The 14,896-nt window shown below is 73.9% G+C and carries 9 protein-coding genes; 2 read left to right on the top strand and 7 right to left on the bottom strand.

Features of this window, described 5'->3' with window-relative positions:
- Window positions 1-118 precede the first annotated feature (118 nt).
- From ACIBFB_RS07990 to ACIBFB_RS07960, 7 genes are all read right to left on the bottom strand, one after another.
- Window positions 119-4,315, bottom strand: coding sequence for a TIGR02680 family protein (locus tag ACIBFB_RS07990; protein ID WP_397227557.1), 4,197 nt, complete (start codon window positions 4,313-4,315; stop codon window positions 119-121).
- Complete coding sequence (locus tag ACIBFB_RS07985) at window positions 4,312-5,757, bottom strand: DUF2398 family protein (RefSeq protein ID WP_397227555.1); 1,446 nt, start codon at window positions 5,755-5,757, stop codon at window positions 4,312-4,314. The genes ACIBFB_RS07990 and ACIBFB_RS07985 overlap by 4 nt, the downstream gene beginning before the upstream one ends.
- On the bottom strand, window positions 5,757-7,271 hold the full coding sequence (locus tag ACIBFB_RS07980; RefSeq protein WP_397227553.1) for a TIGR02677 family protein: 1,515 nt from the start codon (window positions 7,269-7,271) through the stop codon (window positions 5,757-5,759). Before ACIBFB_RS07980 ends, ACIBFB_RS07985 begins: the two co-directional genes overlap by 1 nt.
- A gap of 187 nt (window positions 7,272-7,458) precedes the next feature.
- Window positions 7,459-8,370 carry a carbohydrate ABC transporter permease gene (locus tag ACIBFB_RS07975; protein WP_397227551.1) on the bottom strand — a complete coding sequence of 304 codons (912 nt, stop codon included), beginning with the start codon at window positions 8,368-8,370 and terminating at the stop codon, window positions 7,459-7,461.
- Window positions 8,367-9,743, bottom strand: coding sequence for an ABC transporter permease subunit (locus ACIBFB_RS07970; RefSeq protein WP_397227549.1), 1,377 nt, complete (start codon window positions 9,741-9,743; stop codon window positions 8,367-8,369). Before ACIBFB_RS07970 ends, ACIBFB_RS07975 begins: the two co-directional genes overlap by 4 nt.
- A gap of 25 nt (window positions 9,744-9,768) precedes the next feature.
- Window positions 9,769-11,088 (bottom strand): ABC transporter substrate-binding protein, encoded by a 1,320-nt coding sequence (locus ACIBFB_RS07965; RefSeq protein WP_397227547.1) that lies wholly within the window; start codon window positions 11,086-11,088, stop codon window positions 9,769-9,771.
- Between the two features lie 12 nt (window positions 11,089-11,100).
- The gene (locus ACIBFB_RS07960) at window positions 11,101-12,297 is read right to left on the bottom strand and encodes an ABC transporter ATP-binding protein (RefSeq protein ID WP_397227545.1); all 1,197 of its coding nucleotides are present in this window, start codon (window positions 12,295-12,297) and stop codon (window positions 11,101-11,103) included.
- Between the two features lie 246 nt (window positions 12,298-12,543).
- On the opposite strand from ACIBFB_RS07960, the gene ACIBFB_RS07955 reads away from it, so the two are divergent.
- Window positions 12,544-13,239: a response regulator transcription factor gene (locus tag ACIBFB_RS07955; protein WP_397227543.1), complete on the top strand. Its 696-nt coding sequence runs from the start codon at window positions 12,544-12,546 to the stop codon at window positions 13,237-13,239.
- A complete protein-coding gene (locus ACIBFB_RS07950) occupies window positions 13,236-14,549 on the top strand; it encodes a sensor histidine kinase (RefSeq protein ID WP_397227541.1) in 1,314 nt (437 codons plus the stop codon). Before ACIBFB_RS07955 ends, ACIBFB_RS07950 begins: the two co-directional genes overlap by 4 nt.
- Window positions 14,550-14,896 lie beyond the last annotated feature (347 nt).

Below are 14,896 nucleotides of genomic sequence, written 5' to 3'. Positions count from 1 at the left end.
GCGGGATCGCCCGCCACCTCGAACAGCGCCGCGGCCCGCTCGAACGCGGCCGCCAGGGAGATGTCGGCGCCGGGCGCGGGCGCCGGCCGGGACGGGACCCTGGCGAGACGGCCGGGGGTCAGTCCTCGTCCGCCCCGGCCAGCAGGGTTCCCTCCGTGCACTGGGGCACGAACCGGCTGGGCGTGATCCCCAGGAGCTCGGCGGCCAGCTCCTCGTTGCCGGAGAACCCGGCGTCGGCGTCGATCGTCTGCTCCCCGTCCCACAGCATGAGCAGCGCCGAGACCGTGTGCGCCCCCTTGTCGTGGTGCATGTCGTAGTGGGCGGCCATGGGCACGGTGTCGTAGTGCACCCACAGGTCGTGCCCGGTCATGAACATGTCCAGGTCGAAGGTGACGGTCAGGCCCATGAGCTCGGGCTTGTAGCGGTCGTCGATCCCCGCGAACGCCTCGTCCAGGGCGACCACGCGGGGGCAGGTCGGGGCGGCCGAGGAGTACAGCGCGTTGGCCGCGGCGAACAGCGGCAGGTGGATCGCCGCGGACTTCTCGCCGCCCGACATCTGCTCGTGCTTGTTGCGGGTGAGCCGCGCCTCCTCCTGGCCCGGGACGGCCAGGCGCAGCTCGAAGCGGTACCAGGCGCGGTAGTCCAGGACGGCGGCCAGAACCTGCTTGTAGCTGGCGCGCGGGTGGGCGGCGTGGTGGTCGCGGATCATGTCGCGCAGCACCGCGCGCAGTTCGGCCAGGCCCGAGGGCCCGAGCCCCGCCTCGTCGCGCCTGACCAGCCGGGTGGCCGACCGCTCCCGGTCGGTGAGGGACTCGTCGAGCACCCACCGGATGCCGATGCGCGTTCCGGAGGACATGGGACGGGCGCGGGTGTCGCGGTCCATGTCGCGCACCAGGGCGCGGGCGTCCCGGACGCGTTCGTGGATCTGCCGGGCGATGCCGCCGAGCAGTTCGTCCTCCAGGACCTGGTGCTCCTCCTCCCGCAGGAGCGCGCCCTGCTCCTCGACCCGGTCGGCGACGGTGCGCGCGAAGGCGGAGACGGGGTTGCGGCCGCCCTCGTCGTTGACGAACACGGTGACGATGCCGGTGGGTCCGACCTCGTGGTCGACCCGGTAACCCTCCGAGTCCCCGCCCAGGGCCTCCTGGAAGGCCCGCAGCGCGTTCGACATGCGGGTGGCGGAGGCCTTGATGTCGCTCTCGCCGACCGCGGGGGCAGCGCCGAGGGTCGAGGAGAACGCCTCCAGCACGGCGCCCACGCCGTCGGGGAGGGCGTCGCGGACGGTCGCGGCCGCACCGGCGAGGATCCGCTCGGCCGACTCCTCCGGGGTGGGCCAGGCGCTCCGGTCGGGCCAGGCGGCGGCGGACCCGATCCCCATGGCGGCGCGCACGGCGGGCTGGGTGAACTCGGCGAGGGACTCCGCGGACTCGTGGAGGGCGGCCAGGGCGAGGGTGAGCGCGCCCCGGCCCTCGTCGCGACGGGTCTCGGACCGGATCGCGTGGTCGTGCTCGTTCCGCGCGGTCCTTCCGGCGGCGTCCCGCTCGCGGGCGAGCGCGTCGCGTTCGGCGCGCAGCGCGTCGATCCGGGCGAGGATCTCCCTGACGGGGGCGTCGATGGCCGACTCCATCGCGGCCAGGGCGGCGGACTCCTCCTCGTGCGCGGCGCGCAGTGCGGCCAGTTCCTCCCGTTCGGACTCCGACGCGGCGGTGAGCCGCTCCACGGTCTCGTGGCGCCCGGCCAGGTCGCGTTCGAACTCGGCGGCGTCGGTGCGCGCGGTGTGCAGGGCGTCCGCGGTGCTGAGGAAGTCGGCCAGGGCGGCGGTCACGGCACCGGTCCCGCCGCGGTCGGCGGGCATCGCGCGTTCGGCGGCCACGGCGCGCACCCGGCGGCGGTGGGCGTCGACCTCGGCGACGGCCGTGTCGAGGTCCCGGCGCGCTCGGTCGGCGGCGGCGCGGGCGGAGGCCAGCAGGGTGGAGTGGTGGTCGACGGCGCGCACGGCCTGGGCCACGGGCGTGGGATCGGGCAGGTCGCCCCGGGCGCGGCCGTGGTCCTTGAGCCGCTCGCGGGCTCGGGCGAGCTGGTCGCGCAGACCCGCGTGGTGCTCGGTGAGCTCGGCGACGCGCGCGTCGCGGGCGGCGAGGCGTTCGCGGCGGCGGTGGGCGCGGTTGGTGGCGCCGATGTACTCGGCCGCGGCCTTGGAGTGGGCGCCGACGAGCACGCCCAGTCCGAACCGGGCGCCGGTGTCCACGCCCCCGGTCGCGGTGACGGCCTCGCCGGGGTCGCGGTGCAGCGGCACGGAGCGCAGGACTCGGGTGATGGTCTCGGCGGTGACGTGGGCCTGGTCCTCGGGGACCAGGACGTCGGCGAGGGTGGCCCCGGGGTGCGGTGCGGACGGCAGCAGGTAGGCGTCGGAGCCGCGGTCGCCGAGCGCGGTGCGGGTGAGCGCGGGGTCGGGGTGGACCCAGGCGGTGAGCAGCCCGGCGGCGTGCAGGGCGCCCTCGACCGCCGCGGCGTGTTCCTCCGGCAGGTCGTCGGCGAAGCGGACGAGCCGCCACAGGGGCGCGCCCGGGCGTCCGCCGCGCGGCGCGGTGCGCAGCGGGTCGGCGGGCGGCGCGTCGTCGCGTTCGGCGGCGATGTCGTCGCGCTCGCGGCGCAGGCGGTCGAGCTCCCCGCCGGTCTCGGCCTCGCGGGCCGCCAGGGCGTGCACCCGCGCGGCGATCTCCAGCTGCGCGTCGTGGACCTGCTCGTTGAAGACCTCGACCAGGGTGGGCGTGCCGGGTTCGCCGAGGCGGGCGAGGGCGTCCAGGAGGGCGTCGCGGCCGACGGCGTCGACCAGGTCCCAGCGCTCGTGCCAGGCGCGCACGGCCCCGGCCGCATCCGAGCGGAGACCGTCGAGCCCGTCGGCAGCCCGGGCGCAGTCCTCCTCGCGGGCGGTGAGATCGTCCGCGGCGCGGGCGCTGTCGGACTCGGCGCGGCGTCGGGCGGCCTCGGCGGCGTCGAGTGCGTCCAGCCGTTCGGCGACCGCGCGCACGTCGCCCTCGCGGGCGGCGGCGCGGGCGCGGGCGGTGGTGGGCAGGTCGTCGCCGGTGTCGACCCCGCCCTCGGCGTCGTGGTGGATCCCGGCGCGGTCGGCGGCCTCGGCGAGGTCGGCGGTCAGGCGGCGCGCCGTGGCGCGGTCCCGCCCGATGCGCTCGGCGACCCGCGCGGCCTCGGTCCGCAGACGGGCGATCTCCTGGGCCTGGCCGTCGAGCCGGGCGCCCTGCGCGGTCAGCCGTCGGCCCTCGTCCTCGTGGCGCTGGCGCCGCTCGCTGAGGCGGTCGTGGTCGCGCAGCCGCTCGTCGGCCTCCAGGCCCGCGATCTCGGCGGACCGCTCGCCGACGCGGCCGGTGAGCTCCTCTTCCCGGGCGCGGGCGGCGTCGCGTTCCCGGGTGGCCCGCCGGTGCTCGGCGGCGGCCTCGGTGACGGTGGCGCCGTGCGCGGTGGCCTGATCGGCGGCGGCGGTGACCCTGGCCAACCGGTGGCGCGCGTTGGTGGTGAGGTAGTGGGCGTACTCGGTCAGGAACGCCCGCACGGCCTCGTCGGCGGCGGTGGCGTTGTCGAAGCGGATCTGGACGGCGGCGAGGTTGGCGAAGTCGCGGGCGGCCTGGTCGACGAGGTCCTCGTCGAGGGGGCTGAGTCCGCCGGCGAGGGTGTCGGAGACCTTCTCGGGGTCCAGGTCCTTGGCCAGGAGGGGGCGGCGCAGGGCGAGGAGCAGGTCGAGCAGCTGGACGTAGCGGTCGCCGAGGCCGAACAGGCGCGCGTCGGCGGCCCGCCGGTAGTCGGCGGCGCTGGTGTGGTGGGCGGTCTCGCCGAGGGCGGACTTGAGCTGCTTCTCGGTGAGGGGGCGGCCGTCGGTGGCGAGCAGTCCGAAGTCGACGCCGAGGCGCCTGTCGGTGACGAAGAAGGAGGGGGTGACGCCGTCGCGGTGTCTGTGGGCGCGCAGACCGATGACGAGTGTGACCGTCTCGGGGTCCGCGGCGGGCCGGGGCCGCGCGAACTCCATCCACACGTACCCGTACTCCGACTCCTGCCCCCGGTAGAGCAGGTTGGACTTCATCGTCCGGTTCTGGCCGCTGAACGGGTCGAGCCTGCGGGCGTCGGTGTAGCCGTCCAGGATGAACGGGAAGAGCACCTCCAGCGCCTTGGTCTTGCCCGAGCCGTTGTGCCCGCGCAGGATGAGGCGGCCGTCGGCGAAGGCGAACTCCTCGTCGACGTAGTCCCAGACGTTGATCACACCGGCGCGGCTCGGCCGGAAGCGGTCGCTCCTTCGGGTGGTCATCGGCTTCCTTCGGTCTCGTGCGGAGCGGTGTCGGTCCCGGCGGCGGGGGCGTTCGCGCGGGGGTCCCCGGTGAGCGGGCCGAGCGGGAGCAGGCCGGAGTCCTCCCGTGCGGGCAGGGCGCCCTGGATGTTGCGGTAGCGCAGGGCGGCGGGCGCCACCAGGACGCCGCCGGGCACCGGGCGGACCAGCCGCAGGTCGGCGAGGAGGGCCAGGGCGGCGTCGAGCAGTCCCCGCGGGTCCTGTCGCCAGGCGTTGGTGAAGGAGGCGGCGCCGAACTCCTCGAACAGGTCCGCGACCATGCCCTCCAGCCGCACGCGGTCGACGAAGGGCATCCGGGAGGCCTCGCCCGGCGGGGCCTTCGCGGCGGGCTCTCGGGGGCCGCCGCCTCCGGTCCAGGCGAGTTCGCCCACGACGCCGTGGCGGGGCAGGCCCGCGTCGACGAGCCGGACGAGGTCGGCGTGCTCCCGGGCGGAGGACGGGACGTCCAGGTGCGCCAGGGCCGCCCAGGACTCCTCGAAGAGCGTGGCGGTCTGCGCCAGGAGCAGCCCGGCCGCGCGGGTGACCGCGCCTCCGCGTCCGGGGAAGGGACGGTCGGTGAAGTTCCCGCCCGGGTCGGCGAGCAGGACGCCCTCGGCGCGGCGCTCCACCTTCAGCCCGGTGACGCGCGCGACCTCCTCGGCCACGCCCCTGCCGCGCAGCGCGTCGGCCACCTCGGGTTCGAGGTCGGCGTAGTACACCGCCGGGTGCTCGACGAGCAGGCGTCGGGCTCGCTGGACGGCGCGCTGCCGGTTCTGGCCTCCGGGGGCGTCGCTGAGCAGTCCGGTGACGCTGCCCAGGTGCTGGACGGGGCGGGCGGGGCGGAAGAGGATCTCGCAGATCTCGTGGTCGATGTCGAAGAGCGCGTCGGCCTGGTCGTGGCCGCGCGCCCACGCCTCCAGCGAGCCGTCGGACAGGTGGAGGGCGCCGCGGTCCAGCAGCCAGTGGGCGGCGTCGACGAGGGCGGCCTTGTGCGCGGAGTCGGTGGGGTCGTAGCCGAGTCCCCCGATCGCGTTGGCCGAGGGGGTGAACTGGCGGACCAGGTCTCCGAGGCTGATCTCGATCTGCGAGCGCTGGAAGGCGGCCAGCAGCAGGCACAGGTAGGCGAGCCTGCGGCGGTCGAACGGGCGCCCCTTGCGGGAGAAGACCTGGCGCTGGGTGGGGTCGAGCGCGTCGAGTTCGCGGACGAGCCGCACGTGCGCGGTGGTCGCGATGAGCGTGTACCCGAACAGGGAGCGCAGGTCCTCCGCCATCTGGTCGGCCCAGCGCAGCACCTGGTCGAGCACCCCGGGGCGGGGTCGGGCGGCGGTGATGAGGTCGTGGGTCAGGACCCGGCGCACGGCCTGCTGGTAGGTGCCCAGCTCGGCGGGGTCGACGGTGTGCGCGGGGCCTCGGCAGCGGGCCATCACTTCCCCTTCGCGGCGAGTTCGAGGCGCAGTCCCGGCAGGTGGATGCTGCCCTGTGCGGTGCGGACGGTGCTGCCGCGGTCGCTGGGCACCAGGCGGACGACCGTGCCGCCGTCGGAGCCGGTGGCCGACCGCAGGCGCCCGGCGACCACGCCGCGCGACTCCAGCGCACGCGTGACCAGGCGCAGCAGCACGCGGGTGTCGGTCTCGTCGAGGACGCGGTCGTGGGCTCCCTCGGCGGCGAGCCTCCGCGCGGCCGAGCGTTCGCCGGCGCGGTCCTCGGCCTGGCGGCGGCGCAGTTCGGAGCGGGCGCCCGGGTTGCGGCGGACGGGTTTGGGCACCCCGGCGCTCGGCGCCCGGTCGCTGCGGAAGAGGGTGACCGACACCTCGACGCCGGGGGCGTCCCACCAGGTGGCGGTGGGCGCGATCTGTTCGTCGTCGTCGTGCGCGGCGCCCAGGTGGCGGGCGGAACGGACGTTGAACGCCGCGCCCATGAGGGCGTGGGCGGCGCCCTCGTCAGGGGTGTTGAAGACCCATTCGGCGAGGTGGCGCAGCTGGGAGGAGCGGTTCACGCCGCCGCGCTGGGCCTCGGTGATCTGCCGGAGCAGGGCGATGACGCCGGAGACCGCCGACCGGGTCGCGGCGCCGAGTTCGGCGGCGCGGGTGGGCGCCGTGCCGTCGGAGGCGAACCAGGCGCGGACGGCCGTCCAGCGGCGGCGCCAGTCGACGAGGCGTTCGTCGCGGGCCATGAACACGCGTTCGTCGGCCTCGGCCGCGCGGGACAGGAGGGTGGCCAGGCCGGTGGCCTCGACCTCGTGCACGGCGCGGTCCAGGCGCGGCAGGTAGCGGTCGAGCTCGGCCATGAAGTCCGACATGTGGACGAGCAGGGCGTTCTTGTAGCGCAGGAAGGCGTCGGGGGAGGCCTCGGTGGAGCGCAGGATCTCGCCGAGGGTGACGTGGAAGCGCGCCGACAGCAGGCCCATGTCCTCCATGACCGCGTCCACCCGCGACAGCCGCCGGTAGACGTCCTCGGCCTGGCCGGTGCGGTTGGCCTCGGCGAGGGACGTGAGGTCGGCGAGCACGTCGGAGAAGACCAGGCGGGAGAGGGTGACGTCCTCCACCCGGGCGCCGAGCACGCTCTCCACCGCCTGGTAGACGCGGTAGCCGAGTTCGCTGAACTGGTAGACCGACTGGCGGTTGCGGTAACGGGCCAGGTTGCCCGCGCGGGAGGCGTCGTCGAGGCGGTGCACGACCCCGTCGGCGGACAACTCGTCCAGCCGGTGGCGCAGGCCGCGCTCGGGCACGGTCGCACCGGGGTGGACGCGGGCGAGTTCGCGCAGGGCGGCGGCGACGTCCTCGGCGCCGACCTGGACCTGGTGGACCTCGCGCAGCCGGTCCATGGCGCGCAGGATCCACAGGTAGCTGGTGTGGTCGTCGCGCCGGGTGAAGTTGAACAGCTGGAAGCGGTCGCTGACCGCGAGCGCGTCCAGATCCAGCGCCGTGCGCTCAGCCACCCGTCATCCCCGTTCACACCCGCTCGTCCGGCCGCGTCCCCCACCGCGGTCCGTCCCCCGGGACCGCGGACGGGCCCCGGCCATTATGGCAGCGCCGACCGACCGCTGGTCCCGTGTCGCGGATCTCGTGCGGCGGGCGCCCGGCCGGGGGCTCCGACCGGGCGCCGGGCGCCGCCACCGGCGGCCCCTACTTGGTGGAGCCCGCGAAGACCCCCTGCACGAAGTAGCGCTGGAAGGCGAAGAACACCAGCAGCGGGACGAGCATGGACAGGAAGGCTCCGGAGGCGAGGATGTCGACGTTGGTGCCGAACTGGCGCAGCTGGGAGCGCAGTGCCACGGTCAGGGGCGCCGACTCGGGGCTGGTGAACACCAGGGCGACCAGCATGTCGTTCCACACCCACAGGAACTGGAACACCGCGAGCGAGGCCAGCGCCGGGCGGGCGACCGGCATGACGACCCTGCGGAAGATGCGCCACTCGCTCGCGCCGTCCATGCGGGCCGCCTCCAGCAGGTCCCGGGGGATGCCCAAGAAGAAGTTGCGCAGCAGGAACACCGCGAACGGGAGGCCGAACGCGACGTGGAACAGGATGACCCCGGTGATCGACCCGAACACGCCCATCGCCCCGTACAGCTGGGAGATGGGGATCAGCGCCGCCTGGATCGGCAGGACGAGCAGCCCCACGACGGCGACCATGATCCAGTCCCGTCCGGGGAAGTCCATCCACACCAGCGCGTAGGCGGCCAGCGCCCCGATGCCGACGACCAGGATCGTCGAGGGCACCGAGATGTAGACGGTGTTGAGGAAGGACTGGGCGATCGCCTCGTTGCCCACCAGGGAACGGTAGTTGTCCAGCGTCAGCTCGGTGGGCCGCAGCAGCGCCGTCCACCACCCGCTGTTGGTGTTGTCCGCCTCCGATCGCAGCGACACGAGCATCAGGCCCAGGACGGGGACCATCCAGAACAGGGCCACCAGGACGAGGACCACCTGGAGGGTGCCCGATCCGAGCCGGCCCACGAGCCGGGACACCGCGCCGCGCCGGGGCGCTCCGGAGACCGACACCTCGACGACGGAGGGTGACGTGGTGTTCGCGGTGCTCACGGGCGCTCCCGTCGGAATCGTCGGATGTTGAAGTACACGATCGGCAGGACCAGGACCAGCAGGAGGACCACGAGGGCGCTGCCGAGTCCCTGGTCGCCCCCGGCCCCGAAGGAGACCTGCCACATCTGCAGGGCGATCACGCTGGCGTCCGCCTGCACCGATCCGGGAGCGATGACGAAGACCAGGTCGAAGATCTTCAGCACGTTGATCACCAGGGTCACGAACACCACCAGCAGCAGCGGGCCGAGCAGGGGGACGGTGACCTTGCGGAACACCTGCCATTCCGTGGCGCCGTCGACCCGCGCCGCCTCCAGGGCGTCCCGGGGGATGGCGGCCAGCCCGGCGGCGATGAAGGTGATGGCGAACCCGGTCATGATCCACACCCACGAGGAGATGATCACGGGCGTGACCAGGCTCGGACCCAGCCAGGTGAGGCCGCGGAAGGGCTCGGTGAAGTTGCTCGCGGCGAGGTGGATCGCGTACTCCCCCTCGTCCAGCCCGCTCAGGGTGAACCGGCCGTCGTCCCCGGTGGTGGCGCGCGCGACCACCTCGCCGTCGCGGACCGCCTCGACGGCCACCCGCGGCATGCCGTTCTCCCCGTCGTCGATCCCGCCTGCCTCGCCGCCCAGGGCGGCGTCCAACCACACGACCCCCTGGATCTGGCCGGCGGCGCCCTCGGGCGGGGTCGGGGCGGCGGACTGTTCGGGCAGGTCCGTGGGGCGCACGCCGACCAGCGGCAGGGCCACGCTGTCCCCCGGGCCGTGGGTCGCGACCGTGGTGAACCCGCCCCGGGCGGTGTCGTCGGTCGCGATCTCCTCGCGCGGGCGAGCCCCGGGGTACTCCGAGGGTGCGGCGAACACGTCGTGGACGGTCACCACGGCCGCGTTGACGACCCCTCGGTCGGGGTCCTCGTCGTAGACCAGCCGGAAGATGACGCCGGAGGCGAACAGGGAGATCGCCATCGGCATGAACAGCAGCACGCGGAACGCCGTCGCCCACCGGATGCGTTCGGTGAGCACCGCGAGGATCAGCCCCAGGCCGGTGACCAGCGCGGGGGCGACCAGCACCCAGATCCCGGTGTTGCGGATCGCGGTGAGGGTGCGGTCGTCGGTGAACATGCGCGCGTAGTTGTCGAGCCCGACGAACCGCGTCCCCGAACCGTCGAAGAGGCTGCGCACCAACGAGTAGACAGCCGGGTAGGCGAGGAAGACGGCGAGCAGGAGCAGGGCGGGCAGGAGGAAGAGGGTCGCCGGGCCGAACAGGCGGCGCGGCCAGGGGGCGCGGCCGTCGTCGGGCGCGGGAGCGGTGGGCGGGGGCGCACCCCCGCCGGTGTCGGTCGCACCGGCGGGGGGCGTCTGGTCAGCCGTGGTCATCTGTGGTCTCTCTCGGTGCCGGGCGTCACTCGCCGTGGGCCTGGGCGGCCTCGGCCTCCAGGCGCTCCATCGTTCCCTCCACGTCGGAGGGGTCGGCCATGAAGTCCTGGAGGGTCTGCCACATGCCGTCGCCGACGGTCGCGCCGAAGGCGGCGGGCTGGAGGTCGGACAGGTCGAAGCGGACGCTGTCGCCCGCGGTCACGATCTGCTCGGCGACCTGGCCGGTGAGCGGGTCGGCGTAGTCGTCGGCGGTGAGGTTGCGGTTGGGCGAGAGGAACCCGCCGAGGGCCGCCCACTCCGCCGCGGCCTCGGGGCTGGCGAGGAAGCGCAGCAGCTCCATGGTGGCCGCGTCCTCGTTCATCGCGACGGCGGCGTCACCGGCGACGACCACGGCGCCCTCGTCCCCCGCGACGTAGGGGAAGGAGAAGACCTGGGCGTCGTCGCCCACCGCGGCGTTGGTGCTGTCGGAGACGACGCCGCCGATGAAGTCGGCCCCCACGACCATGGCGGCCTCGGGGTCGTCGCTGAACACGTTGACCACGGAGGTCGGGAAGTCGGTCTGCAGGGTGCCCTCGGTTCCGCCCGCGAGCAGCCGCTCCTGGCCCCACAGCTCGGCGAGGGTCTCCAGCGCGACCTCGACGCTGGGGTCGGTCCACGGGATCTCGTGCGCCGCGAGCTGGTCGTACATCTCCGGGCCCGCCGTCTGGAGGTAGACGTTCTCGAACCAGTCGGTGAGCACCCAGCCGTCGGCGCCGGCGACGGACAGCGGGTCGACGCCGACGTCGGACAGGTTCTCCGACAGTTCGACGAAGTCCTCCCAGGTCTCGGGAGGTGTGGCTCCGGTCTCGGCGAAGAGGGGGTCGTTGTACCAGACCAGGGACTTGTTGGCGACCTTGAGGTAGACGCCGTAGGGGGTGCCGTCGACCGACCCGATGTCGGTCCAGGCCCCGGCCATGTTCTCGTCGAGGGCGGCGACGACGTCGTCGCTGAGCGGTGCGAGGGCGCCCTCCTCCGCGAAGTGCTCGATGAGGCCCGCCTGCGGGATGAGCGCGACGTCCGGCGCGTCGCCGCCCTGGATCCGGGTCTGCAGGACGGTCTGGAGGTCGTCTCCGGCTCCGCTGTACTCGACGGTGGCCCCGGTCTGCTCCTCGAACAGGCTCAGGACCTGCTCGAAGGACTCCTGTTCGGTGCCCGCCCAGGGGCCGACGATCTCCAGCGTGCTGCCCTCCAGGTCGGCGGAGGCGCCGGTGCCGCCACCGCCGCCGCAGGCGGTGGCCGTCAGACCGAGGGCGAGCAGCGCGGCCGCCGTGGGCGCGAGGCGGGGACGGGGAGTGTGCGTTGTCATAGGGGATGCTCCTCAGGAGTCGTAGATCGACGTGCCCGTGGTCGGGTCGAAGAACTGGAGCCGTTCGGTGTCGACGGCGACGGTGATGGTCTGGCCCTCGAAGACGTGGGTGCGGGGGCTGAACCGCCCGACCAGGACGACCCCGCTCTCCGCGGTGGTCGGGGCCTCGTCCGCGCCCGCGTCCCGGGCGAGTTCGCGGGTGTCCTCGGTGACGACGGGCGCTGCGTCCAGGGGGAAGTGCACGAGCACGTCCGATCCCATCGCCTCGACCAGGTCGGCGACCGAGGTGAGGGTGGCGTTCTCGGTGGCGCCGACGATCTCGGCGTCCTCCATGTCCTCGGGCCGGATGCCCAGGACCACGCTCCTGCCCTCGTAGGCGCGCAGTGCGGGACGCCGGTGCAGGAGTCCGTCGGGCAGGTCGAGGACCTGGCTGCCGACGCGGACGCGGAACCGGTCGTCCTCGCGGACGAGCTCCGCGCCGATGAGGTTCATGCCCGGCGACCCCACGAAACCGGCGACGAACAGGTTGCGGGGGTGGTCGTAGAGCTCCTGGGGCGGCCCCACCTGTTGGAGGACCCCGCGCTTCATCACGGCCACCCGGTCGCCGAGGGTCATGGCCTCGGTCTGGTCGTGGGTGACGTAGACGGTGGTGACGCCGAGGTCGCGTTGGATCCGGGCGATCTGGGCCCGCATCTGGACCCGGAGCTTGGCGTCCAGGTTGGACAGCGGCTCGTCCATGAGGAACGCGCGGGGCTTGCGCACGATGGCGCGTCCCATGGCCACGCGCTGGCGCTGGCCGCCGGACAGGTTGCCCGGCTTTCGGTCCAGGTGTTCCTCCAACTCCAGGACCCGTGCGACCTCGCGCACCCGCCGGTCGATCTCGCCCTTGGGGAGCTTGCGCAGCCGCAGGCCGAACGCGATGTTCTCGTAGATGTTCAGGTGCGGGTAGAGGGCGTAGGACTGGAAGACCATGGCCACGTCGCGGTCGCGGGCGGGCACCGCGTTGACCACCCGTTCGCCGATGCGGATGGTGCCCTCGCTGATCCGCTCCAGGCCGGCGACCATCCGCAGAGCGGTGGTCTTGCCGCAGCCGGAGGGGCCGACCAGCACCAGGAACTCTCCGTCCTGGATGTCCAGTGAGAGGTCGTTGACGGCACGGGTTCCGTCCGTGTAGACCTTGCCCAGGCCGTCGATCACGATTTCTGCCACGACACCTCCGAGGGACGGGTGCGGGAGCGCACCCCTTGCCAGTCCGGGGCCGGTCTTCGCGCCCTGTGACGCGGGCCACTCACCGGCGATGTGCAACGACGGTAATGTCAGGCGCCCTAAGGCAGCCTTAACGCAACGTCTCGTTCGGCTTAAGGACGCCCGATCCGGTCCTCACACGCAGCGTTCGTCCAGTTCGCGGGTGATCTGGGCCTCGTGCCGCGGTTCATGTCCGGTTAACGTGTTCGCATGGCAACGGTGTTACTGGTCGAGGACGACCAGATGGTGCGCGACGCCCTTGTGCGGGCGTTGCGGGGCCAGGGACACGTCGTGCACCCGGTCGGCACGGCACTGGACGCGCTGCGGCAGACCGCGGAACACGAACCGGACCTCGTCATCCTGGACCTCGGCCTGCCCGACCTGGACGGGGCCGCCGCGTTGCGCATGCTCCGGGGGCACAGTGACGTGCCGGTGATCGTGGCGACGGCGCGCGGCGACGAGCCGTCGATCGTGCGCCTGCTCAACGACGGCGCCGACGACTACGTGGTCAAGCCCTTCTCCAGCGCCCAGTTGGCGGCCCGGATGAACGCGCTGCTGCGCAGGTCGTCACGGTCCTCGGTGGGCTCGTCCGACCCGGGCGAGCTGAACGTCGGGGAGTTGACCATCAGCCTCACCACGCGCCAGGCGGCACTGGCCGGACGGCCCCTGGAGTTGTCCCGGAGGGAGTTCGACCTGCTGGCCTACCTCGCCGAGCACGTCGGCCGGGTGGTGAGCCGCCGGGAGCTGGTCGAGGCGGTCTGGCACGAGCACCCCTTCGTGGGGCACGACCAGACCATCGACGTGCACATGTCCTGGCTGCGCCGCAAGCTCGGGGAGAGCGCGAGCCGGCCCCGCTACCTGCGCACGGTGCGCGGCGTGGGACTCAAGCTGGTGGAACCAGATTGAGGTCCCTGCTGGCGCGTGCCGTCACCCTGGCCACCGTCCTGGTGGCCGGGGTCATGGTCGCGGTGACCGCGGTCTGGGGCTGGAACGACGCCGTCGCCCGGACCGAGGCGCGGGTGCGCACCCAGTCCGACGTGGTGGCGGCCGTGGTCGCCGCCGGGGCGGACCCCGACGTGCTGCGCGCGGCGGTGGCCGCCACCGCCGCCGGGGAACGGGGACACCTGGCGGTCCACCTCCCGGACGGGACGACGGTCGGCGCCAGCCACGCCCTGCCCGGGGACGCGCGGGAGAGCGCGCGGTCCGGGGAGCCCGCCGAGGTGCCGGTGGAGGGCGGGACCGCCTACCTGTTCCCGGCGCGCGGGGCCGCCGTCGAGGTGTACGTGCCCCGAGGCGAAGTGGTGGCGGAGCTCGGCCGCACCATGGCGGTCCTGGTCCTGGTGGCGGTGTTGTCGGTCGGGGGCGCGGTGGCGCTGGCCGACCGGCTCAGCCGCCCGGCCAGACTGGCCCTGGGCGCGTTGGCCGGAACGGCCGTCGCCATCGGCGAGGGCAGGCTGAACGCCCGCGTCCGTGTGCGCGGCCCCCGGGACCTGGTGGTGCTGGGGGAGTCGATCAACGCCATCGGCGACCGCGTCCAGGGGCTGCTGGACCGGGAACGCGAGATGGCCGCCGACGTGTCGCACCGGCTGCGCACCCCGCTGACCGCCCTGCGGCTGGACGCCGAGGCCCTGGCGGGGCCGGAGGGGGACCGGATCCGCGAGGCCGTCGGCGCGTTGGAGCAGGACGTCGACGACATCATCCGCAACGTGCGCCCGGCGGACGGCGCGGGTCCGCGGGAGTGCGATCTGGCGGAGGCCGTCGGGGACCGGATGGGGTTCTGGTCCCTGCTCGCCTCGGACCAGGGCCGTGACGTGGAGGTGCGCCTTCCCGAGACGCGTGCACGGGTCGGGCTGTCCCGCGAGGAGTGCGCCGCGGTGCTGGACGCGTTGGTCGGCAACGTGTTCCGGTACACCCCGGCGGGCAGCCCGTTCGCGGTCACGGTGGTGTGCCACGCGGGGTGGGTGACGCTGATCGTGGAGGACGCCGGTCCCGGCTTCGCCGATCCGGTCAGGGCGCTGCGGCGCGGCACGAGCGGCGGCGGATCGACCGGGCTCGGCCTGGACATCGTCCGGCACGCCGTGGAGACGACCGGCGGCACCATCCACCTGGAGCGCGGGAAGCTCGGCGGTGCGCGGGTGCGGTCGCGCTTCGCCGAGCTGGGTGTCCCGCACGGCCAGGACCAGCCCCGGGCGTGGCGGTTGCGCCGTTCGGGATGAGAGCTTGCCCGGGACCGTGCCCCCAAGGGTTGACCGCGAACGCTCCCACCTCGCTCACCCCAGGAAGCTAGGGAAGGCACGACCGCCCCGGTCACCGAAGGGGGGTTGCGTCGACCTGTTCTCGGGTCCACAGGGGGCTGGGTGTGGTGTTTTCCTGCCCCGGTCACCACGGGGGGTGTGGCTCGTCCGGAGGGCGTGTTCGCGCAGCGAATTCGTTCCGGAGGGCGAGGTCCCTCACCTACGGTCACCCCTGGCCGTCCACAGATATGCAGAAGGCGGCCACCACGTGGGAACGTGATTCCGAAGTGATGACACCCCCGGCCCCAGGAGCGGGGGGTGGACGGTCC

Origin of the sequence: Nocardiopsis sp. NPDC050513 (assembly GCF_044457925.1) — a bacterium.
Taxonomy (GTDB): domain Bacteria; phylum Actinomycetota; class Actinomycetes; order Streptosporangiales; family Streptosporangiaceae; genus Nocardiopsis.
The sequence above is the reverse complement of the archived record's forward strand: the minus strand, read 5'-3'. Positions and strand labels throughout refer to the sequence as shown.